This window comes from Filimonas lacunae (genome assembly GCF_002355595.1).
GTDB lineage: Bacteria > Bacteroidota > Bacteroidia > Chitinophagales > Chitinophagaceae > Filimonas > Filimonas lacunae.
Map to the genome: position 1 here is coordinate 3,994,757 of NZ_AP017422.1, position 22,583 is coordinate 4,017,339.

General features: G+C 46.2%; 18 protein-coding genes and 1 pseudogene. 13 read left to right on the top strand and 6 right to left on the bottom strand.

Annotated elements, in window-relative coordinates:
- Positions 1-165 precede the first annotated feature (165 nt).
- From FLA_RS15785 to FLA_RS15795, 3 genes are all read left to right on the top strand, one after another.
- Positions 166-933 (top strand): hypothetical protein, encoded by a 768-nt coding sequence (locus FLA_RS15785; RefSeq protein ID WP_076377658.1) that lies wholly within the window; start codon positions 166-168, stop codon positions 931-933.
- Between the two features lie 155 nt (positions 934-1,088).
- Positions 1,089-1,814, top strand: a complete 726-nt coding sequence (locus tag FLA_RS15790; RefSeq protein ID WP_076377656.1) for a hypothetical protein — start codon at positions 1,089-1,091, stop codon at positions 1,812-1,814.
- 207 nt (positions 1,815-2,021) lie between these two features.
- Positions 2,022-2,891: a DMT family transporter gene (locus FLA_RS15795; protein WP_076377654.1), complete on the top strand. Its 870-nt coding sequence runs from the start codon at positions 2,022-2,024 to the stop codon at positions 2,889-2,891.
- Between the two features lie 42 nt (positions 2,892-2,933).
- Here FLA_RS15795 and FLA_RS15800 read toward each other — a convergent pair whose 3' ends face one another.
- Together FLA_RS15800 and FLA_RS15805 are read right to left on the bottom strand one after the other, a co-directional pair.
- Positions 2,934-4,367 carry a phytoene desaturase family protein gene (locus tag FLA_RS15800; RefSeq protein ID WP_076377652.1) on the bottom strand — a complete coding sequence of 478 codons (1,434 nt, stop codon included), beginning with the start codon at positions 4,365-4,367 and terminating at the stop codon, positions 2,934-2,936.
- 48 nt (positions 4,368-4,415) lie between these two features.
- Positions 4,416-5,105: a DUF2461 domain-containing protein gene (locus tag FLA_RS15805; RefSeq protein ID WP_076377650.1), complete on the bottom strand. Its 690-nt coding sequence runs from the start codon at positions 5,103-5,105 to the stop codon at positions 4,416-4,418.
- A gap of 178 nt (positions 5,106-5,283) precedes the next feature.
- Here FLA_RS15805 and FLA_RS15810 point away from each other — a divergent pair, with 178 nt between their 5' ends.
- Together FLA_RS15810 and FLA_RS15815 are read left to right on the top strand one after the other, a co-directional pair.
- Positions 5,284-6,918: an NADP-dependent glyceraldehyde-3-phosphate dehydrogenase gene (locus tag FLA_RS15810; protein ID WP_076377648.1), complete on the top strand. Its 1,635-nt coding sequence runs from the start codon at positions 5,284-5,286 to the stop codon at positions 6,916-6,918.
- Positions 6,919-6,966: 48 nt separating this feature from the next.
- Positions 6,967-7,461: a DUF2004 domain-containing protein gene (locus FLA_RS15815; protein WP_076377646.1), complete on the top strand. Its 495-nt coding sequence runs from the start codon at positions 6,967-6,969 to the stop codon at positions 7,459-7,461.
- Positions 7,462-7,886: 425 nt separating this feature from the next.
- Here FLA_RS15815 and FLA_RS15820 read toward each other — a convergent pair whose 3' ends face one another.
- Positions 7,887-8,681, bottom strand: a complete 795-nt coding sequence (locus FLA_RS15820) for an SDR family NAD(P)-dependent oxidoreductase (protein ID WP_076378434.1) — start codon at positions 8,679-8,681, stop codon at positions 7,887-7,889.
- An 85-nt stretch (positions 8,682-8,766) separates the two neighbouring features.
- Entirely contained in the window at positions 8,767-9,372 is a 606-nt protein-coding gene (locus FLA_RS15825) for a Crp/Fnr family transcriptional regulator (RefSeq protein ID WP_084206121.1), read from the bottom strand.
- Positions 9,373-9,519: 147 nt separating this feature from the next.
- On the opposite strand from FLA_RS15825, the pseudogene FLA_RS32075 reads away from it, so the two are divergent.
- Both FLA_RS32075 and FLA_RS31500 read left to right on the top strand, forming a co-directional pair.
- Positions 9,520-9,900, top strand: a pseudogene (locus FLA_RS32075) (DUF6934 family protein); the annotation flags it as partial.
- Between the two features lie 36 nt (positions 9,901-9,936).
- Positions 9,937-10,107, top strand: coding sequence for a hypothetical protein (locus FLA_RS31500; RefSeq protein ID WP_159445073.1), 171 nt, complete (start codon positions 9,937-9,939; stop codon positions 10,105-10,107).
- Positions 10,108-10,180: 73 nt separating this feature from the next.
- Here FLA_RS31500 and FLA_RS15835 read toward each other — a convergent pair whose 3' ends face one another.
- The gene (locus tag FLA_RS15835) at positions 10,181-11,536 is read right to left on the bottom strand and encodes a hypothetical protein (protein ID WP_096511071.1); all 1,356 of its coding nucleotides are present in this window, start codon (positions 11,534-11,536) and stop codon (positions 10,181-10,183) included.
- Between the two features lie 573 nt (positions 11,537-12,109).
- On the opposite strand from FLA_RS15835, the gene FLA_RS15840 reads away from it, so the two are divergent.
- The 6 genes from FLA_RS15840 to FLA_RS15860 are packed head-to-tail and all read left to right on the top strand — an operon-like array spanning position 12,110 to position 21,917.
- A complete protein-coding gene (locus FLA_RS15840; RefSeq protein ID WP_076377642.1) occupies positions 12,110-15,337 on the top strand; it encodes a SusC/RagA family TonB-linked outer membrane protein in 3,228 nt (1,075 codons plus the stop codon).
- Positions 15,338-15,354: 17 nt separating this feature from the next.
- Positions 15,355-16,851, top strand: a complete 1,497-nt coding sequence (locus FLA_RS15845; protein ID WP_076377640.1) for a SusD/RagB family nutrient-binding outer membrane lipoprotein — start codon at positions 15,355-15,357, stop codon at positions 16,849-16,851.
- 33 nt (positions 16,852-16,884) lie between these two features.
- On the top strand, positions 16,885-18,309 hold the full coding sequence (locus FLA_RS15850; protein WP_076377638.1) for a sulfatase family protein: 1,425 nt from the start codon (positions 16,885-16,887) through the stop codon (positions 18,307-18,309).
- Between the two features lie 29 nt (positions 18,310-18,338).
- The gene (locus FLA_RS15855) at positions 18,339-20,660 is read left to right on the top strand and encodes an arylsulfatase (protein WP_076377636.1); all 2,322 of its coding nucleotides are present in this window, start codon (positions 18,339-18,341) and stop codon (positions 20,658-20,660) included.
- Positions 20,647-20,790, top strand: coding sequence for a hypothetical protein (locus FLA_RS31505; RefSeq protein ID WP_159445072.1), 144 nt, complete (start codon positions 20,647-20,649; stop codon positions 20,788-20,790). Before FLA_RS15855 ends, FLA_RS31505 begins: the two co-directional genes overlap by 14 nt.
- Before the next feature lie 26 nt (positions 20,791-20,816).
- Positions 20,817-21,917, top strand: a complete 1,101-nt coding sequence (locus FLA_RS15860) for a sterol desaturase family protein (protein ID WP_076377634.1) — start codon at positions 20,817-20,819, stop codon at positions 21,915-21,917.
- 89 nt (positions 21,918-22,006) lie between these two features.
- On the opposite strand, the gene FLA_RS15865 is transcribed toward FLA_RS15860, so the two are convergent.
- Entirely contained in the window at positions 22,007-22,492 is a 486-nt protein-coding gene (locus tag FLA_RS15865; protein ID WP_144263993.1) for a hypothetical protein, read from the bottom strand.
- Positions 22,493-22,583: the final 91 nt, after the last annotated feature.

The window sequence follows — 22,583 nt, forward strand, 5'->3', positions numbered from 1 at the left end:
TGCAAACATACGCGCAACTATTTGGTTTCAATAAAAAATTGCTGTTTTTTTTCAAAAACTGCCTGACACCCCACCAACCCCAAAAACACCTTTCCGGCATTTTAACACATTCCCGTGGGGTAAAATAATGCCCTCCCCCTGTCTTGCAGGTAAAATGATCCCGTTATGAACCAATTCGGATGTCTGCTTGTGGCCATGCTTATGGTAGTGAGTGCCACCGCACAAAACCCTCATGAATATTACCCCCAAAGGCCCATTGTTGGCGATACCGTCACATTCCAATACCAGCCGGAGTATACCCTGCTAAAAGGCTTGTCGCCCGTTACCGGCGTTATTTACTTTTACAGGAACGATGAGTGGGAAAAACATGATTTATCCTTACACCTCACCGACACCGGCTACATCAGCCGTATTTACCTGCCCGAAGGCACAGCGTTGATAGTGCCCGTTCTTAGCGCCGGCGGCAAAACAGACAGGGGCGGCAAGTTCACGTATGCTATCCTTTGCAGCACTAAAAATGGCCAGGTGGTAAGCACCTCCTCTGCCGCATGGGGCGCTTTGCGTACCCCTCTTTTAATCAACAAAGGACTGGTGCCTAAAATTGCAGAAGACTCGGCCTATATCAAACCCGAAGTAAGCCGTATGTGGATGAAAAGCGAAATAGAACATCATCCCGAAAGCAGAAGGCGTATTTTCTATTATGCCATGGCTATACTCCAGGAAGTGGATAGCGCACGGTTTGCTACATCTTTACCCGTAGAAGCAAATTACATTTGTAGCTTACCCGATGTTACAGAAAAAGAAATGCGAATGGTAAGTAAAGCCTACCGCGAGCTGGCAGGCGATAATGCTAAAGCAGAAGCGGTAGACCAGCTCATTCTCACACGCTTCCCCAATGGCACAAAAGCCCAACATAAAGAAGCAGCCAATTAAAACATTTATACATTATTTCAAAGCCTGTGCTTATAAAATAGGCACAGGCTTTTTTTATATAACACTTGCAGTTCTCCAGTATTAATTTTCTTATATCTCACCATTAAACACTATAAATAAATATATTGCAAACAACCACTAAACTGCTACCAGGTATGCAACCCAAACACATTTTATATACTGCCTGTTTATTCTTATTTTTATCCTGCTCATCTCATACACCACCCAGCCCCAAACAACCTTACAGAGATTCTGCCTTAAAAGCGTATATAGACCACATTTCACAAACACCGCACTATTCAGAATTAAGCAACTATGATTTTTCTTTTTTAAAAGCCTATTATACCAACGACACACCTTCTCTACAAAAAGCCATGAACAATATTGCATGGCAAAAGGAGCTAACAGGCGACAGTTTCCCTCCTTACTTACCCAAACATCCTGATTGGGAAAAACTACAGGCAGAGGAAGCGTACCAGTTATTTTACTATACATCATTCTGCTATGAGGATTTTTATTTCACCATTTTCAAAAAAGAGTGTTCTATCCACCTGCACGCAGTGATTTACCGGGCCAATTATAGCCACCCTTCTTTTCAAGTGGAAAAAGAAGTCTCACTACAACTCACACAGAAAAACTGGGATAAGTTTACGTCACTAATAAATTATGCTGATTTCTGGGGTATGCAACCTCATAGCGAGCGCGAAATGGTATTGGATGGAGATTATATTAAGATAAAAGGCTTTGACAAAAACGGAGGAAGAAACGGCACCAGCCTTCAACACATGGTAAGCCGTAACCCAGCTTTCAATAAAGCAATATATGAGCCTTGTAAATACCTGGCCAGCCTGGTGCATTACCGGCTGGGTTGTGCTTTGTAAACTGTTCATTTTTCCCTATATTTGAATACACTACACAATAAGTATGAAAAGAAACGGCCACATATCGCCACCAGCGCCTTAGTATTTCTTCCACTCAGTAAAGAAGTATAGTTCCGGTAACTCTGCCGGCCATTTTGCTATGCTTCTCTTTCAACTAAATAATTCATCCTATAGCGTCTTGTTCACGGGAACAGGCAGATACTTTTTATGAAAAAATCATATCTATTACTACACTGCGCGGTGTTACTGGCTGGTTTTACAGGTGTTTTTGGCAAACTGATCTCTTTAAACGAAGGATTACTTACCTGGTACCGTGTTTTCTTTTCTACTATTATACTCTTTCTGGCATTAAAGCTGTTTAAAGTAAGCACCCGTATTACACTGAAAGAGAAGCTACGTATTGCTGCCGTGGGCATGATCATCACCATACACTGGATATTCTTTTACGGCAGCATTAAATACAGCAACATTTCCATCGGGGTGGTTTGTTATTGTCTCACCAGCTTTTTCACTGCGGTGTTCAAGCCGTTGATAGACAGATCAAAATTCAAGTTATCAGAATTACTGTTAAGTGCGTTAACCCTGCTGGGCATCAGCCTTATTTTCCATTTTGATGCATCTTATAAACTGGGCATTGCATTGGGCGTTATATCCTCTTCTTTCGCTGCGCTGTACACCATTTTCAATGAGCGGCTGGTACAGCATTACGACAGCAAACTCATCAACTTTTACCAGATGTTCGGGGGCACTGCAGGGCTTGGTATGCTGTTGCCGGTATACCTGCACTTCTTCCCGGTAACCAGCCTGCTGCCTGGTACACAGGATACCATTTACCTGTTGTTGCTGTCGTTATTCTGTACAGTAGGTTTGTATGTACTGTTTGCCGAAGTATTGAAAAAGATACCTGCCTTTACCGTAAACCTCAGCTTTAATCTGGAACCCATTTATGCTATTATTATGGCGTTCCTGTTCTTTAATGAAAGCAAGGAAATCAACTTCTCGTTTTACGTAGGCTTATTCTTTGTAATGGCTTCTGTGGGGCTGCAATCATGGATGGTAGCCAGAGGTAAAAGATAAAACAAAAACGCTCCTGCAAAAGCTTTTGCAGGAGCGTTTTTGTTACAGAAACACATCTTTCAAAGCCCGTTGCGCCGCATAATACCCACACATACCATGCACCCCGCCACCCGGCGGCGTTGAAGAAGAGCAAATATAAATGCCCTTGGCACTGGTGCGATAAGGTGAAAGACGTAAGGCAGGGCGTGTAAACAACTGTCCAATGTCCTGCACCCCACCGCCAATATCTCCACCTATATAGTTAGGGTTATACTGTTCCATATCCAACGCACTCATTACATGCCTGTCCAGTATCTGGTCGCGAAACCCTGGTGCAAAACGCTCTACCTGCCGCTCTACGGCTTCCGTCATATCCCGGGCAGAACCTGCCGGCACATGACAATATCCCCACACACTTTGCCGCCCTTCCGGCGCACGCGAAGCGTCACATACGCCCGGCTGCGCCAGTAATACAAAAGGCACATCCACATGCCTTCCCTTCCAGGTTTGCAGCTCGGCCGCAGTAATTTCCTCCATGGTATTGCCTATATGCACCGTACCGGCTTTACGGCAGGCTTCTGCCACAAAAGGCACAGCGCCCTCAATAGCCCAGTCCATTTTAAATACACCCATTCCATACCGGTAGCGCTCTAACTGCCAACGATACAAGGGCGAGAGTTGATGCCCTGCAATACGCAATAACTGTTGGGGTGTAACATCCAGCAACACTGCATGGCTGGAAGGCAGCTGGCTTAACGATTGCACCATCAGCCCTGTTTCAATGGTACCGCCCAGCGACTGAAAATACCCCGCCAGCGCATTAGCCAGTTGTTGTGATCCGCCTTTAGGTATAGGCCAGCCCTTACCATGTCCGCTCAGCAACAATACCAATGCCACCGCAGCAGTGGCTTTATTGGTCAATGGCTGTATGCAATGTGCTGCCATACCTGCCATCAGGCCACGCATTACAGGCGTTTGAAAATGTCTGGATGCCAGGCCATAAGCCGATTGCAAAGCAGATAAACCAAAACCGGAAAGCGTAAATGCATGAGAAAGGTCAAAAGGCCCCAGCAAAGCCGGCAACAGTTTATCCCATTTGTTGGCCAGCGGTTGCATTAGCTTATTATAAGCATCCGTGTCTTTACCTGCCTGTGCAGCAGTTTCCCCCACCGAAGCATATAAGGCAGCCGCCATACCGTTATCAAAAGGATGTGCAGCCGCAATTTCAGGATATAGCCATTCCAGGCCAAAAGAAGTTAAAGGAAGCGTTTGAAAAAAAGGCGAAGCCGCAGCCAACGGATGCACGGCAGAACAAACGTCATGCACAAAACCGGGTAAGGTAAACGATGCCGAACGCATACCGCCGCCAATAGTGTCCTTACCTTCTATCAGCAACACCTGCAAGCCTGCCTGCTGCAGGGTAATAGCAGCAGCCAGCCCGTTAGGCCCCGCCCCTACCACCACCACATCCACATCCCTTTTTTCTCTCGTTTTCATGGAGCTATAAAGTTACCATAATTAATGGCATCGCTACCGCTTACCCTGTTACAGCGCAATACCATTCATATCGGTAGTTAACACCTCACTCATATAATCAAAAAACGGGCGCATGTTTTTGAAAGTGTCCGACACCAGTTTCACAAACGAAGGGCTCAGCACTTCTTCATCCGTAAAAGTCCGGCGCAGCAAAAATTGTTTATACCGCAGCAGATCTACTCCTTCACTATCCTTGTCAAACCCTTTAGGCGCAGTTTTCAGTTGCTCGCCCTGCAAAGTGCCAAAGTTGGCCACAAAGGTTTTGCTTTGAAGAATTTTGCGAAGCGGTGCTGCATCAAAAGCCACCTCATCACGAATGCGCTTTAAATCCGGCGCATTGGGCGCCCAAAAGCCGCCCACCACTTCACTTTTATTACCCGGCTCAATATGATAATAATAACCGCCGCGCCGCGACCTGGTAGCCCGTTTAAAGCCGCCGCTCCAGTTACATTTATAAGGCGTTTTATCGGAAGAGAAACGGATATCCCGGTAAATACGGTGCATACTCTTTTTGCCTGATAAGGTTTCAATTACATCATGCAGCTGCAATTGCTGCAACAACGCTTCAGCAAACACCTCCACCCGTTGCTGGGCCGCTGTATACCGGTCTTTATTATCTGTAAACCATTCCCGGTTGTTATTCTTGTGTAAAGCTTTCAAAAAATCCAGGTCCTCCTGCACTAACTGCACCTTTGCCATACGATTGTTTCTTTACGGCAAGTTAGCACCGGCATTCAATTATACAAGCAATACTCCTATATATACCTTGCCTCACCTGCCAGCCCCTGTTACCTTAGTTGTGTGATAGTATCATTTAATGTGTTAACTTAACATATTCTCCCGCCAATTCATATTCTATAGCATAAATGATTAAACCATGAGCACAACAGCCCAATTTGCCGATTCGTTATCGGCGTTGTTTGTTGAAGAAAGTAAAGTACCGGAGCAATTTAAAGTTACCCCACTGCACCAGCGCGAATACCTGGTAGGCGGTGAAATTAAAATCTGGGATGGCCCCGTACAGGAAGTGTATTCGCCCGTGTATACATTGGAAAACGGCGAACTGAAAAGAAAACTGTTGGGTAGCTACCCCCTGGGCACAGAAAAAGAAGCGATGGAAGCGTTGGATGCAGCCGTAGCAGCCTACAACAATGGCCAGGGCGAATGGCCCACCATGAGTGTAAGCGGACGCATTGCCTGCATGGAAAACTTCGTGTACAAAATGATTAAACAACGCGAAGAGGTGATAAAACTGCTGATGTGGGAAATTGCCAAATCGTATACCGACTCTGCCAAAGAGTTCGACCGCACCGTAGAATATATCAATGCTACTATTGATGCGTTAAAAGATACCGACCGCCAAAGCTCCCGCTTCGAAATTAAAGAAGGTGTAGTAGCACAAATAAGACGCTCGCCCCTGGGTGTAGTGTTATCTATGGGCCCCTTCAACTACCCGCTCAACGAAACTTTTACCACTTTAATACCCGCCCTTATTATGGGCAATACCATCCTGTTTAAAGCGCCCAAACACGGCGTGCTGCTGCACTCTTATTTGCTGCGTGCTTTCCAGGAGTCATTTCCCAAAGGCGTAGTAAACACCATTTATGGTCGTGGTGCAGTAATTACCCCACCCGTAATGCAAAGCGGTAAAGTAGATGTGCTGGCCTTCATCGGCTCCAGCAAGGTGGCCAACGATTTAAAAAAGCGTCACCCCAAAATCAACCGCCTGCGCGCCGTGTTAAGCCTGGATGCCAAAAACGCAGCTATCGTAACCCAGCATGCCGATCTGGCCGTTGCCGTAAGCGAAATTATCCTGGGTTCTTTATCTTTTAACGGACAACGCTGTACCGCTATTAAAATCATATTCGTGCACAAAAGCGTAGCCGATGCGTTTTTACAGCAACTGAACACCGCTGTAAGCAAACTGAAATACGGTATGCCTTGGGAGCCCGGCGTACAAATTACCCCGGTTACCGAAGCCGACAAGCCCACTTACCTAAATGAGGTAATACAGGATGCTACCGCCAAAGGTGCAGCCGTAGTGAACGAAAACGGTGGCGCCACCGCATCTTCCTTTGTATTTCCGGCAGTGGTATACCCGGTAAACGACAGCATGCGCCTATATCACGAAGAACAGTTTGGCCCGGTGCTGCCGGTGGTGCCGTTCGAGTCTATCCAGGAGCCTATCGATTACCAGATCAATTCTTCACACGGCATGCAGGTAAGCATTTTCAGCAACGATGCCAAAGAAGTAGCTTCGCTCATTGATCCGTTCGTAAACCTGGTAAGCCGCGTAAACATTAACAGCCTTAGCCAACGCGGACCAGACGCCTATCCGTTCACCGGCCGCAAAGACAGTGCAGAAGGCACCCTTTCCATTGCCGATGCATTGAGGGCATTTTCGATACGCTCATTGGTTACCACCAAGGCCAACGACACGAATAAAAAGCTGATTAACGAGATTGTTAAAAACCACGATTCCGGCTTTTTAAGCACAGATTTTATTTTTTAACAGATAATCTTAGGCTATTTTTACTCATAAAGTGAAATAGCCTAAGATATGCGTTCATTCCAATTACCTGTTTTTAACCAGTTGGATCTTGATGACCTGGAAGAGTATTATGCCGGAACAATTGAGCTGGATGGCCGAACAGTAGATATGGATTTAAGTTTTGACGAAACATCTATTGCCGACCCCACCGCCCAGATCATCCAGAAACTACTGGAAGATTTACCAGCACTACACCAGGCCAACCACCAGGCCATATTAACGGATTATGAAAATGGCGGTAGCGTAAAAAAGTATATCGATCAGCATTTGGAATCGGTAGAACCCGAAACCCTGGCCGATCTGCTGTCTGAAACAGATCCCTCTTTACCCAAAGAAAAGCAATTACTCTCGCTGGTACATCTGAAAAGAGTAGGCTTTTTTCCGGAAGATGCCGAACGTTTTGTGCTGTTCGACTACACCATTGGTAAAGATGTAACAGACTACCTGATAGCTTTTACCTTAGACGCACAAGGCTCTATTGTGGAACTGACAATGGAACCATAGAATAAATAACGTTAGATAGAAGATATTTACATACAAACGCTCTGCCGGAAGGTTGGAGCGTTTGTAGTTTAAAAAACACCCCACATTCCTATCACCGGAACAAACATGCCTGGCAACGCCTACTCTTTCCCGAGCATTTTTGAGATGGTAATACCCCAAAAAACAAACTTACAGGTGAATAAATGTTCTGATCCGTTGAATGGAGCAAACAATTGATTAAGCCAGGCAGAACAGCCGTTCGATCGAGCAGAACATACACGCACCCGTATTTACTATTTACTCCCGAAAAAAACTGTTTGAGCACCGCCAAACAACCATCTGATCTATAATTGTCTTCTTCCCTTCCAGAATAGTAACATGCCTTTCTTCCTGACATGCCAGCCAGCACAAATTTCCAATGCCGGCCAGCTGACATCAAAAAACACCTAAGCCGCTCCCACTCTTTTACTAAACATACCAGCCACTATATTGATCATGGTTTTACGCGGCAGGAAGCGTGCAGACAAAGACTGGATATAATTCCCTACTCCCCCGGTTACTATATAATTCTTTTCTTTTATAAAAGCCTGCAAACTCTCTTTGGCCACGGCTTCTGCCGATGCAAAAGCCATTCCTTCTGTTTGCGCATTAGCCGTAGTGGCAAATTCGGTTTGCGTATTACCGGGGCACACTGCCGTAACCGTTATCCCTTTACTTTTATACTCGCCATATAAAGCTTCGGAGAAACTAAGTACAAATGCTTTACTGGCGCAGTACACAGCAATGTACGAACAGGGCTGAAAAGCGCCCGTAGAAGCTATATTAATCACCCCACCACTACCCCGCTTCAACATGCCAGGTAACAACAGCCACGAAAGCTGCACCAGCGCGCTGATGTTTAACTGTATCATCTGCATATAAGTACTCTCCTCCTCCCGAAGAAAAGGCGCCCACTTACCAAAGCCTGCATTATTCACCAGTATGTCAATACCAATGCCCTTGCCAGCTATTGCATTCACCAAATCTTTAGCAGCATCCGGCAGGCTTAAGTCTGCCGTGATCACCTCTACTGTTACCTTGCATTTTTCGCGGATACTTGTTGCTATAATCTCCAGCTTATTCACCGATCTGGCTGTAATTACCAGGTTAGCGCCCTGCTGGGCCAGTTGGTAAGCCAATGCCTTTCCTATGCCTGATGAAGCCCCTGTAACCAATGCTGTTTTGCCTTTTATTGTTTGCATATCTGTATGTTTTACAGATACAAAACTGCTACAGAACAGACAGGTTATTTCTAACATAGGTTAGGAAACAACTGGGATAAACTCCCTATTTCATAATTCCCCGCCGTATGCGGCTCAGCGATTCCGGCTTTACACCAATAAAAGAAGCGATGTATTGTAAGGGAACGTTTTGCAGATAATCAGGATGAGATTCTATTACATCCCGGTAGCGTTGTTCCGCCGTTTTACCTACCAGATCGCGCGATCGTTTTTCATTATACGTTACCACCCGTTCATTAATTATGCGCCCCGCTTCGGCCCACGCTGCATTCTGCTGAAACAAAGCGGTCAACTGCTCCGAAGCAATACGCAACAGTTCACAATCGGTAATGCAATGCAGGTATTCTACAGAAGGCTGACGTGTAGTGTAACTGCTATAGGCCGTGATAAAGCCCATGGGGCAATTGATATGATGTGTTATTTCTGTAGCATCTGCCAGCGAATAAGTACGCAAATACCCTTCATTAATAAAGTACATATAATGGGCTATGCCACCGGGTTTCACCAACAACTCACCTGCCTTATACTGCACCGGCTCAAAATACTGTATCACCATTTCTTTATCAGACGCATCCAAACGCACCAATGATTCCAGCAGCGACAATAATTTCTGATGATGATTTTGCATAATACCTACGCGAACATATCGCATTTTAATTTATACTTAATGCACACAGCATTGTATGAAGTAAGACTTTATTTTTAAAAAGCCAAAATATGAAAGATGAATCTTGATTGATACGACTATGAAACTGCACCTTCTTACCTAGACTATGAGTTTTTTAGTGAAGGTCCCAAAGGATACATTAAGAAGATTGTACGATTTCAAGCAGACAAAGTTAATAACATCAGATACTACAATCTTGCGTTTGGCGATCTTAAAGAAGATCATAAGATGAATGACATGGTTATTACCAATAACTCCGACACCGAAAAAGTTCTGGCTACTGTTGCAGCAATAGTTGTCGACTTCACAAGCCGCTTTCCTGACACACTTATTTATGCAGAAGGCAGTTCTCCATCAAGAACAAGAAAATATAGAATGGGGATTACACGACTATGGAACGAAATTGTGCCCCATTTTGAAATTTTTGGAATTAAAGACGATGACACACTGGAACCTTATAAAAAAAAATGTAGAATATGTTGCATTTTGGCTTCGCCGGAGAACCAAATCTAAAATTTAGTAACTTTACAACTAATCTCAATAGCTTTTATGAAACAGCGAGATAAATCAAAAAACATTACCGCTAGTATCCTTCCTTCTAAAGGAAAGCCGGCCAATTCAATAGCTGATTATGGCAATGACCCTTTCTTTGTCAAAAAAGCGGCACAAGCCAAAAAAAGAATTGAGAGAGTTGGCTTCCCTAAAGAGTTTACTTCATGATACATCCAAAGATATTTACATCTTTAAAAATCTGAATTCACCTGTTTTCTCATCCTTTTCTATTATTTAGAAATCACTGCAAAAACACCTGGTATTGCATCACAAACGCCCCTTTATGCCCGGTAAGCGTAGCATTCCCGGCAGTTTGTTGCTCATAAATGGGTCTGTTCTGATAAGTAAACGTCAGTTTGGAAGTATGGCCCTTTAGTAACCAGTTAACGCCTGCTTCCCAGTAATTCATGGCTTTATCCAGTCTTTCATAGCTGGCGTGTTGTATGCTGGCATAAGGCATAAACGTAGTATTCCCCACCAGGTTATTATTGAATTTATATCCTACCTGTGCATACAGTAAATTACCCGTACCAAAAGAAGGATATCCATTTCCTGAGCCATTGATAACAGCCGGGGTGTTAGAACCGGTAGCCGGGTTCATGGTAGCCTGGTTGCGCAGATAACCCGGGCCATGATCAAAATTGATAAACGTACCGTAGGCACTGATAGCCGATCCTTTCTCTTTATTAACAGGTGCATCGTAATACACATCTACTGCAAAATGCTTCAGATCTGTGGAGACGGTATCGCCAGTTGCTCCCTGGTGCCACATTGCATTTTTCTGGTATTGAAAACCGGCTCCTATATTAAATACCTTTTTAGTTCCCAGGTATGTGCCGGTGGCATAAGGCGTTGTATTGCCTTCGGGGTCTAAAAACTGCCATTGCAAATAGCCCTGAAACTGCATATTGGCAGGCATGGGCGAAAAGTTAGAGATACTGCTGATAGCCGAAGAATAGCCGGCGCTTTTGGTAACGTTCATAGGGTCGCTCATCACCAGGCGATAATCCAGCCTACCCAGCTTACCCTTGGCATAGATGCTCAGCTTTCTTAAAAACTGGTCGGTTACATCATTGGTAGTCTGTTCAAACAAAGGGGCATCCAAACCCATAATAGAACCTACCGAAGGCGATGCATAACGCGTAAGCCCGTTCCACGCAGTTAAGCCCGCCCCTAATGATAATTTCTTGCGCACGACTTCATACTCGCCGGTAACATCATGAATAAAAAAGCCTGCCTTTCTATCAGCCGTATAGCTATAGTTGTTCATGCCTACCTGTGTATAGATAAACACCCGGTCGGCAATTTGCCCAAACGCCTGCATGCGGGCACGGCGAATACCTATATCTGTAATATTACTTTTGGCATAACCATTTACTGTGCTGCCGGGGTTTACATCGGTGTTGCGCACCCACACCTGTGTTAATAGGGTAAACTTAAAATAGTTGCTGCCATCTTCATTCAGCCATATTTTCCCGTCTTTTAAAAGCTGTGGCTTTTTGTGTTGATCGTTAGTGCTATCCTGCGCTTCGGCGCAGAAGCTGCCGCCCAACAGGGCAGTTACAGCGGCTAGTTTTTTCAGTGGAAGCATACCCATAGTTGCTGGTATCTGGTTTATTTTCTAATTGGCAATATCTAAGCAGGTATAACTCATATGATATACTTGCTAAACAAATATAACCGCACTAGGGCAAAATACCCTGCCCCGCCCCGCCAACACTCCTTAGTATTTGTAAAAGAATTAATTAAGTAATGAGCCAAACCCTTTAAAACACTGGCGAAAGAATATTTAACCCACTTATTTTGTAGACTTGTAAATATTCCCTAATATTGTGTACCAAAATAGAGAACCAGCAATGTTTACTGCGAGAGAAGATATTCATTACTGTTGTTGTAGCATCCACTGCTGCTGCTGTTGATTTGTATTGCAGCCATTCTTCCCTTATTCTGCCCTTACATTTTTCACCAATACCAAATTCGTCATTGCCATGCAAAAGTATCAGAATAGTACCTGAGGGTGCCTTATCATAGTATAATTAAAAACAAAGGCCGGATACTGTTACAGCAGCTCCGGCCAGGCAAATAAAACAAGTCTTCTTGGCGAAGCATTCCAGCCGCTGTTCAACAGCTGCATGGACATCTCATTTTATTAATTACCAAAACAAAGATAATGAAGAAGGTACTTTCTTTTAGCATCCTCCTTCCGCAGCTGCTTTTTTGGCTTTCTGCTAACGCACAACAGGTGCAGAATATAGCTTTCAGCGGAAAAGTAGTGGACGATAAAACCAAAACGCCCCTATCGGGCGCTACGGTGCATATTACCGGAACCACACACGAAGTTGTAACAGGCAGCGAAGGCCAGTTTAGTTTTTTAACCGGGCAACGGTTGCCGGTAACATTGGTAATTAGTTATATAGGCTACAATCGCCTGGAAGTAACAGTTACGGATAAGTATACAGAAATAGGCCTGCAGGAAAAAGCAGATGATTTAAATGAAGTAGTAGTAACCGCAGTAGGTATTAAACGCAACACCAAAGCCCTGGGCTACAGTGTAGCCGAAGTAAAGGGTAAAGACCTGGTGCAAAGCCGCGAAACCAATCTGGTAGCCGCCTTGCAGGGCAAGGTTACCGGCGTGCAAATTAACAACAGCGGCGGCTCGCCCGGCGGCTCTTCCAGTATTAAAATAAGGGGCAACAGCTCGTTGTTGGGCAACAACTCCCCGCTGTTTATCCTCGATGGTATTCCCGTAGATAACTCTATACAGGACTTGCGCAGCAACATCACCAATGGCAACTCCTTAGCCACCCCTTCTAACCGTGGCATTGACATTAATGGTTCGGATGTAGCCAGCCTTACCATACTCAAAGGCCCCGCAGCTGCAGCGCTCTATGGCATCCGCGCTTCTAACGGCGCTGTGGTTATTAACACCAAAAGAGGTAGCGCACTCACCCAGAAAAAGTTTGTGGTAAGCTACAGCGGCTCGTTTACCGTTGACAATAAAAACCGCCGCATACAACCCCGCCAGCACAAATTCTCCAATGGTTTAGGGGGCAGTTATATTTTACCTGGCACCACCGGATCGGACGAAAACTGGGGCGCATTGCTGGACACACTTACTTATAGTGATCAGACCAGCAATTTTGATAAAAACGGCGTAATAGTAGGTAAAAGCAATCCCCTGAGTAATGGCAAACCAGTGAACCATTACAATAACATTGACAACTTCTTTGTTACCGGTTACACCAAAGACCATAACATTAGTCTCTATGGCAATACCGGCAACGCAGGTTATTACTTATCCTATGGCAACCTCAAGCAAACCGGCATTATTCCTACTACTGATTTCTACCGCCAAACCTTCCGCTTCAATGGCGATTTCTCCGCCACAGATAAACTAAAGTTTGCCGGTGGCATCAACTATATACAGGACGGCGCACATAACCGCGCTTTAATGGGCGGCTTTAACACCAATGTAATGCGTGCGCTCATTAACTCTCCCGATAACTTTGACATTACCAATGGCTATGCAGAAGCCTGGAAGCACCCCGAAGCATACAAGCTACCCGCTACTGCTGCCAAACCCTGGGGCGATAGTCGCTCTTATGCCAATGGTATTGGATGGGATAACCCATACTGGAGTTTGAATATGAACCCCCAATCGGATGAAACCAACCGCTTTATCACCTTTGCCGAAGCCAACTACGATGTGAACAGCTGGCTGAAAGCCACTGCACGCTATGGCGTTGATTATTATACCGACAACCGCAAAGGTGCTTTCAGCCGTGGAACCTCCGGCGTAGCCACAGGCACTATTAATGATATCCTGTTTTCCCGCCGCGATAACAACCTCGACCTGTTAGTAACCTCCCAGCATAAACTCTCCGAAGACTTACACCTGGGCCTGGTAGCCGGCTATAACTATTACGCATCGTATAAAAACCAGGTAAACACCCGTGGAGATGGCTTAACCGTTCCCGGCAACTTTAATATATCCAACGCATCTTCGGTACAGGTGACCAACCAAACCATCAATAAAAAACTGGTAGCCGGTTATGCCGATGTAAAGCTGGATTACCGAAAGTGGCTGTTCCTGGAATTAACAGGCCGTAACGAATGGACCTCTACCCTTGCCAAAGGAAAAAACGCGTTCTTCTATCCTTCTGTAAACACCAGCTTCATTTTTACAGATGCATTAGGCTTAAAAACCAACACGTTTAATTTTGGTAAACTGCGCGCTACCTATGCACAGGTAGGTAATGATGCCGATCCCTATTCCTTATTAACCTACTACACGCCCACCAGCATATCCGGCTGGATTCAAAGTGCCCTCAGTTTTCCATTTAATGGTCAGCAAGGCCTTAGCTTAAACAGCACCATTGGCAATGCCAACCTGAAACCGGAAAGAATAAGCACCTGGGAAATAGGCACCGAACTGCACTTCTTTAAAAGCAACACCGTGCTGGACGTAACCTATTACCACAATAGCAGTAAAGACCAGATCATTCCCGTGTCACTGCCTTACTCCACCGGCGCTTACAACACCCTTATCAATGCCGGCAACATTGTAAACCGCGGCCTGGAAGCATCTTTACAACAATACTTTGTAAGAAACAGAAAGCTTACCTGGAGCGCAACCGCCCTGTTCTCTAAAAATAGCAGCAAGGTAAATTATATCACCAACGATATTGACAATGTAAGTCTTGGTGGTATCTGGATGGAAGCCAGGGGCCAGGCCGGGCAACCCTATGGCGTATTCTATGGCATTGATGTGGCACGCAACGCAGCCGGGCAAACTATTATAGATGACAACCCCGGCAGTAGCAACTACGGCTATCCTGTTATCAATACCGTGGCTACTAAAATTGGTGATCCTAATCCGAAATTCAACCTGGGCTTACGCAACGAAATTAAATCAGGACCGTTCACTTTGTCCTTCTTACTGGATGGCCGCTTCGGGTTTGACATCTTTAATGCGCCCCGCCTGCAAATGGTGTTTAACGGGGTAGATGCTTCTACGGAAACCAGGGGCCAGACTACCGTGTTTGAAGGCGTTACCCAAAGCAAAGGCACACCTAACGCCACACAGGCCGTATTATCACAGGCATGGTACCGCAAAACTTTTAGTGTACAGGGGCTGTATATAGAGCATGACCTGTACTGGTTAAAATTGAAAGATGTAAACTTCACTTACGATTTACCACCGGCTATATTGAAACCATTGAAAATATCTGCCGCCAGCTTTACCGTAACTGCACGCAACTTCCTGTTAAAAACCAACTATACCGGCAGTGATCCGGATTTGGGCACACGCCAGGGATTAACCAACTATTCCGGTATCGATTTCTGGACCACTCCTAACACGCACAGTTTTGGCGCAGCATTAAACGTAACCTTTTAACCGGTAAACAGTACATCATGAAAAAGCATATTCTTCATTATATCAAACACAGCTTTGCAGCTGCCGGATTACTGGCTGTAAGCTCGTGCGATTTACAGAAAACCAATGTTAACCCTAATTCGTCCAGCGATGTAAGCATCAGTGCCGTATTAACCGGCGCAGAAGTATCGCAGGCATTTAGCCTGGGCGTGGATGATGGCATTATTTCCAGCATTTACATTCAGCAGCTATCAGGCGCGAATGGCGATGCCGCATCGTTTGATAACTACACTACTGCACCCGGCTATTTCAATTCCACCTGGGGCAACCTGTATGTAAGCGTATTAGACGAATTAAAAGTAGTGCAGCAAACAGCCACTGCACAAACACTGCCTTATTACCGTGGCATTGCACGCATATTAACCAGTTATGGCTATGGCACCTTAACCGATTTATTTGGCGATGTGCCTTATACCCAATCCTTATACGGCAATAATGTTACTAACCCTTCCTACGATACCCAGGAAAGCATTTACACCGCATTGCAGCTGCAGCTGGATTCAGCGATACTGGATCTGTCTCAGCCGCAATCGGCTAACCTGGGTGCCGTGCCGGCATCAGACGATGTAATATTCAGTGGCAACATAGCTAAATGGATAGCCACCGCTTATACCTTAAAAGCACGATATGCCCTGCATCTGAGCAAAGCAGATGCTGCCGGCGCCGCACAAAAAGTATTATCTTATTTGTACAACGGCACCACCTGGCGGGGCATTGCCAGCAACGCCAGCGATGCGCAACTAGTGTTCGGCTCTTCAGCCACCAATGCCAACCCCTACTATCAGCAAAACACATATCGCCCCGGCTGGATTGGGCTGGGGGCTTCTTTCGTAAACCTGCTCAATGGCAATAAGGCTACCGATGCCAACACTACGCCCGAAGGCACGTATGTTGATCCGCGCCGCGCTTATTATGCCACCGCTTACCCCACCGGTAGTGGCAAATACCAGGGCAGTACCGCCGGTGTACCAGGTGCCTATTCCGTAATAGGCAGCTATTACGGCAGCCCCACCTCGCCTGTAGTGTTCACCAGCTACGCCGAAGCAAAGTTTCTGGAAGCAGAAGCCCGGATCATCCTCAACCCGGCCGATCCGGCAGCACAAACCGCTTTACAGGAAGCCGTAAAAGCTTCTTTCAGTAAGGTTATCAGCAATAGCAGCGATCCCTATGCCACGGCTCAGAAACAAGCCGCTTATATCACTGCCAAAGCCACGCTTACCGGTAACTACGCTGCCGATCTCGAAACTATTATCACCCAAAAATACCTTGCCTTGTTCCTGCAGCCTGAGGTATGGGCCGATTACCGACGTACTGGTTTCCCGGCCATACCGTTGGCTCAGAATGCCACCAGCGCCGCTAATCCGGCTGGTGCTATTCCGCGCCGCATTCCTTACCCGCAGAACGAGCAATCATTAAACAAAAACACTCCCTCCGGTTCGGGTTATCAAACACCCCGGTTATGGTGGGATAAATAATAGCACATGAGCAACTACAAACCATACCCATCTATGCTATCTGCGCTGCTGTTACTACTGGTAACAGCCAGCGCTGTTAGCGCACAAAGCAAGCAACGGCCACCTAACTTTATTATTATTCTGGCAGATGATCTTGGTTACGGCGATTTAGGTAGCTATGGACATCCCACTATAGAAACCCCTTATCTGGATCAACTGGCGCAGGAAGGCACCCGCTTTACACAGTTTTACGTAGCCGCCAGTGTATGTTCACCCAGCCGTGCCGCATTGCTTACCGGCCGGTTACCGGTGCGCACGGGCATTACCGGCGGATTGGGTGTGTTTTTCCCACACTCTGCCACCGGGTTGCCGCATACCGAAATAACCATTGCAAAGGCTTTACAGCAAAAGGGCTATCATACAGGTATTGTAGGCAAGTGGCACCTGGGCAGCCTGCCCGATTATTTACCTACCCACTATGGCTTTGACGAATACTTTGGCATTCCGTATTCTAACGATATGGAGCCCAACAACGCGGCACACATCCCCTATCCGGCCCTGCCCCTGTATAAAGGCAATAAAGTAATAGAAGAAAATCCCGATCAACGCTTGCTCACACAACGCTATACCACCGCCGCTGTTGACTTTATCAAAAGCAATAAGGATAAACCTTTCTTCCTGTATTACCCCAACAACGCACCACACGTGCCGTTGTTTGCATCGCCCGCTTTTGCAGGTAAAAGTAAACGCGGACAGTATGGTGATGTAGTGCAGGAGTTTGACTGGAGCGTAGGCCAGATTGTGAAAACCCTGAAAGAGCTGAAACTGGATAACAACACCTTTGTGTTGTTCTTAAGCGATAACGGTCCCTGGCTTACCCAGCATGAAAACGGTGGCTCGGCAGGTTTACTGCGCGATGGCAAATCCTCAGCCTGGGAAGGCGGCACCCGTGTGCCTGCCATAGCCTGGTGGCCCGGCACCATACCCCCACGCGTAAGCACTGCTATTACCAGCAGCCTGGACATATTGCCCACCCTGCTGCACCAGGCAGGCGCAACCGTTCCGGCCGACAAACCCATTGACGGCGTGGATATTACCGCTGTGCTTACCGGCAAAAACGATACGGTAAGAACTATTATTTATTACTACGATTCGGATAAGCTGTATGCCATACGCAAAGGCAGCTGGAAAGCGCATTTCAGCACCCATAGCGGCTACTCGCCCCAGCCACCGCAACAACACGCAACACCGCTATTGTATAACATAGAGAACGATCCTTCCGAAAAAGAAGATGTAAGCAGTAGTCATTCTGACATAGTGGCTGCACTGCAACAACTTTACACGGCACAATTAGCAGCTGCACCAGTAGCTCCTTCTGAGCTAAGCCGGTTTCAGCCGGGCGAGTTAAACAATGCCTTTCAACAATTTATACAAAAAAGAAAAGAGCAGGCCGCTTCCGCAGCACCTGCTACCAAATAATATTCAAACACATATAACCGATCAAACACATGGCCATACCATTTCATCATCGCTTGTTTGCCACAGTAGCACTACTGGCAGGCGCCTATACCACACAGGCGCAGCATAGCCCTGTTCCTGCTTTTACCGGCACCGTGGGCAAAACACTGGCAGAAACCACTGCCGGTAACACACAGTTTAACCCCGCAGCCAAACCCGGCGCGCCTAACATTGTATATATTCTGTTAGATGATGTAGGCTTCGGCGCCAGCAGCGCTTTTGGCGGCCTGGTAGATACCCCCATATTCGACAGCCTGGCCAACAATGGACTGCGCTATACCAACTTTCACACCACCGCCATCTGCTCGCCTACACGCGCATCACTGCTTACCGGGCGCAACCACCACTCGGTAAACGTAAACACCGTGATTGATGCCGCAGTAGATGCACCAGGCCATAACGGCTACATCCCATTTGAAAAAGGCACCATTGCCGAAATAGCCCGCGAAAACGGTTACAACACCTTTGCGGTAGGCAAATGGCACGTTACCCCCACACCGGATATATCACCCGCCGGCCCCTTTAACCGCTGGCCTACCGGGCGTGGCTTTGATCATTTCTACGGCTTCCTGGCTGGCGAAACCGATCAGTACACGCCACAACTGTGGGAGAACACAGTAAAGATTGAGCCCGACCTGCATGGTAAACACCTTACCACCGTGCTGGTAGATAAAGCCATTGAATACATTGCCGGGCAAAAAACCGCTGCTCCGGACAAGCCTTTCTTCCTGTATTTAACGCCGGGCGCCACGCACGGCCCACACCAGGTAGATAAACAATGGATTGACAAATACAAGGGCCGCTTTGATGGCGGCTGGGATAAGTACCGCGAAGAAGTGTTAGCCCACCAAAAGCAGCTGGGCTTAGTGCCTGCCAACACCACCCTGCCCGTTCGCAACAGCGGCGTAAAAGCATGGGACTCTTTATCCGCCGTAGAGAAGAAAGTGTTTGCCCGCTTCTTTGAAGCCTATGCCGGCTTTTTATCACACACCGATTATGAAGTAGGCCGCCTGATACACTACCTGCAGGAAATTAACCAGCTGAACAATACCCTGGTAGTGCTGATAATAGGCGATAATGGCGCCAGTAAAGAAGGGGGGCTTACCGGGCATGCCTTTGGCATTAACGAATACATTGATGGCAGTGTGTACACCGAAAAGTATGAAGACCGTATTGCCGCCATTAACAAAGTATACGATCTCATTGGCTCTTCTAAAAGCGGCCCCAACTATCCCGCAGGCTGGGCACAGGCCGCCAACACACCTTTCCGCTATTTAAAACAGGATGCCAACAGCGAAGGCGGCACCCGCAACCCGCTGATATTGTTTTATCCGGATGGCATTAAAGAAAGAGGGATACGCACCCAATACTCCCACGTAAACAGCGTAACCCCTACCGTTATTGATATTGCCCACTTAACGGTACCCGATGTTATCAACGGTTACCGCCAGGATAGCCTGGAGGGGGTAAGCCTGGCTTATACCATTGCCAACGAAAAAGCATCTGATAAACACCACGTGCAGTATTACGAAATATCCGGCAGCAGAGCCGTGTATAAAGATGGCTGGAAAGCAGAAGTATACCACCAGACAGGTACTCCATTCACCAACGACACCTGGGAACTGTATAACCTGCAGGATGATTTTAACGAACAACATAACCTGGCCGCCACTCAACCAGATAAACTGAAAGAACTACAAAACCTGTTTGATGAACAAGCCAACAAATACAATGTATACCCTTTACTAGGCGACACACAAGGACGCGACTTTTCTAAGCTCACCAAAGGACCATTCGACAGACGCAAGCAGGCGATACTCTATCCCGGAGTAACACAATTACCTACCCGTGCCGCCCCGTTCCTGTACCAGCACTCCTTTAGCATTAAAGCTGATGTGGAAATAACGGACACCCGCAACGAAGGCGTGCTGCTGGCAGCTGGCGGACGTTTTACCGGCTTCACTTTTTATGTACAGAACGGTAAGCTTACCGTAGCACACAACAACAATGGCAAGCTGGTATACCTCACCAGCGATAAACCTATCGCTAAAGGCAAAGCCATACTACGCTATGACCTCACCTATATACCCGCTAAAAACCTAACCGATGAAGCCGGTACAGAAAGCCTGTATATCAATGATGTGAAAGTAGCTGAAAGAAAAATAACCAAGGCCGATGCTACTATTCTGCCTTATGATGAAGGACTGGATGTAGGCCGCGACAACGCATCGCCGGTATCGCCCAACTACCAGACACCTTTTACATTCACCGGTATTCTTCATAAAATTATTGTAGATCATGTCATACCATAATTCCACCGCTATGACCACCGCCGACATTTTGTTATTATCAAAAAAGATAGCACTGGGTATAGCCATATTCCTGTTGCCACTGGCTGTAATAGCCGGAGGCCTTTGGCTCACCTGGTACCTGTTTCATTAATTACATCAGTTTTAAATGTATAGTTTATGAGCACTCCTACAACAAACATCCGTAAAATAAGCCGCGATCTCAGCATCAGCGTAGTATTGTATGCCTTGCCGGTAGCGCTTATGCTGGCAACATTTTACTTTACCGGCCAGCATCCCTGGCGTGAAACCACCACACCTTCACTCCCTTTTACCCTTCCGCATTTCCTGGAAACCATATTTAAAAACCTCGGTACCTGGGGTCTGCCCGCTATTATGGTGGTAGTAGGTATTATAGAGTTTGCAGTTGGCCTGTATGAAAACCGCTGGACCAAAAACGAACGCATACTGGACATTGTTTGCTTTGTAGCTCCCAAGCTGGTACTGCGCCCCCTCATTGCCTGGTTTGGCTTACAGCTGCTGCCTTATTTGTTGCCTCATGCCGCCAAAGCTTTCTCGTGGGTACCTTTCTGGTGGGGCTTTGCCATTATAGCAGTAGCAGACGATCTCACCCAATATTGGTATCATCGCCTTCACCACCAGCTACCCTGGCTGTGGCGGTTTCACCGCACACACCACTCTGCCCCTTACATGGGCATGGCTATGGCCAGCAGGCAGAACGTAATTTATACGCTCTTCTTTTCGCAGATATACCTTACCACTACACTCACCTATTTAGGTTTAGGTTATCCGGCGTTGTTTGTAGGAGGTATCAAATCATTGATCACCACCGCCGCACACTCCAGTATTAAATGGGATAAACCGTTTTATACCTACAGACTGTTAAAACCTATTGGCTGGGTACTGGAACGGCTCATATCCACCCCTGCCACCCACCACGCCCATCATGCCGATACCACCGATGATGGCGTAGGCCATTATAAAGGAAATTTTGGCAACATGTTCTTTATATGGGATCTAACCTTTGGTACGGGTATCATTACCCGTAAATACCCAGCATCTTATGGCCTGAAACATTATAAAGAAGAAGAATGGCAGGCCCAGCTGTTATGGCCCATCTTTAAATCTAAAATAGAAGGCAGCGAACTCAGCGCTAACGGGCCTGTGGTAGGTGATGAAATACCGGAGACAGTTATAACACCCGTAGAAGACTTTGTAACAGAAGTGAAGCATCAGCCGGCAGAAACGGTGATTGCCTGATGGATATATAAAGGATTCGCCCATAAAACCTCTTTTATGGGCGAATTATTATGTAGATGCAAGTGCATAGCCACTACAAAGCTCCATTGCTAGTTAGACAACTTTACATACTTAACCGTACCTGTATAACTACCAGCAAAGTCTACAGGCTTATTGTATAATTTTCCGGAATATTGAATTTTGTAGTAATCATTTATCTTTTCAATAGTTACAGAAACACTTTCCGCAGGCCCACCACCATTAATAAGACCAGTCATAACCCAATCAGTAAGCATCCAACTGGATTTCAAATTGTTTTTGGTAGAACCTGTAGAAAAGCTAAAGGTGCCAGCAGGTATAGCTGTAGTATCATTAAAGTCAAAATACACACAATTCCTCCGTAAATCGCTGTACAGATACTTGCCATTGCTAAAGTCAAGGCTGGACAAATAGAGGGTGCATCCATACCCATCTCCATACTCAAAAAAAGCAGTATCAGTTTTATAAGTGGAGTCATTCCATTTAAAACTTCCCGCATTTATTACGCTTACCGGATCTACACTTTCAGCGTCCTTACCGCTCTTCTTACATGACATCGTAGAAATTGCAGCTACAGAAAAAAGAAAGGCCAACTTTACTACATTCATTCTTTAAGTTTTAGGTTGATGTAAAGATCAAAAATAAGTA

Bases quoted from the DNA above. Each gene is read 5' to 3' on its own strand.
- FLA_RS15825 (WP_084206121.1), bottom strand. From the start codon at position 9,372: ATGCGATATGTTCGCGTAGGTATTATGCAAAATCATCATCAGAAATTA.
- FLA_RS15840 (WP_076377642.1), top strand. From the start codon at position 12,110: ATGAAGAAGGTACTTTCTTTTAGCATCCTCCTTCCGCAGCTGCTTTTT.
- FLA_RS15795 (WP_076377654.1), top strand. From the start codon at position 2,022: ATGAAAAAATCATATCTATTACTACACTGCGCGGTGTTACTGGCTGGT.
- FLA_RS15800 (WP_076377652.1), bottom strand. From the start codon at position 4,367: ATGAAAACGAGAGAAAAAAGGGATGTGGATGTGGTGGTGGTAGGGGCG.
- FLA_RS15850 (WP_076377638.1), top strand. From the start codon at position 16,885: ATGCTATCTGCGCTGCTGTTACTACTGGTAACAGCCAGCGCTGTTAGC.
- FLA_RS15815 (WP_076377646.1), top strand. From the start codon at position 6,967: ATGCGTTCATTCCAATTACCTGTTTTTAACCAGTTGGATCTTGATGAC.
- FLA_RS15865 (WP_144263993.1), bottom strand. From the start codon at position 22,492: ATGTCATGTAAGAAGAGCGGTAAGGACGCTGAAAGTGTAGATCCGGTA.
- FLA_RS31500 (WP_159445073.1), top strand. From the start codon at position 9,937: ATGAAACAGCGAGATAAATCAAAAAACATTACCGCTAGTATCCTTCCT.
- FLA_RS15835 (WP_096511071.1), bottom strand. From the start codon at position 11,536: ATGGGTATGCTTCCACTGAAAAAACTAGCCGCTGTAACTGCCCTGTTG.
- FLA_RS15845 (WP_076377640.1), top strand. From the start codon at position 15,355: ATGAAAAAGCATATTCTTCATTATATCAAACACAGCTTTGCAGCTGCC.
- FLA_RS15855 (WP_076377636.1), top strand. From the start codon at position 18,339: ATGGCCATACCATTTCATCATCGCTTGTTTGCCACAGTAGCACTACTG.
- FLA_RS15805 (WP_076377650.1), bottom strand. From the start codon at position 5,105: ATGGCAAAGGTGCAGTTAGTGCAGGAGGACCTGGATTTTTTGAAAGCT.
- FLA_RS31505 (WP_159445072.1), top strand. From the start codon at position 20,647: ATGTCATACCATAATTCCACCGCTATGACCACCGCCGACATTTTGTTA.
- FLA_RS15860 (WP_076377634.1), top strand. From the start codon at position 20,817: ATGAGCACTCCTACAACAAACATCCGTAAAATAAGCCGCGATCTCAGC.
- FLA_RS15785 (WP_076377658.1), top strand. From the start codon at position 166: ATGAACCAATTCGGATGTCTGCTTGTGGCCATGCTTATGGTAGTGAGT.
- FLA_RS15810 (WP_076377648.1), top strand. From the start codon at position 5,284: ATGAGCACAACAGCCCAATTTGCCGATTCGTTATCGGCGTTGTTTGTT.
- FLA_RS15790 (WP_076377656.1), top strand. From the start codon at position 1,089: ATGCAACCCAAACACATTTTATATACTGCCTGTTTATTCTTATTTTTA.
- FLA_RS15820 (WP_076378434.1), bottom strand. From the start codon at position 8,681: ATGCAAACAATAAAAGGCAAAACAGCATTGGTTACAGGGGCTTCATCA.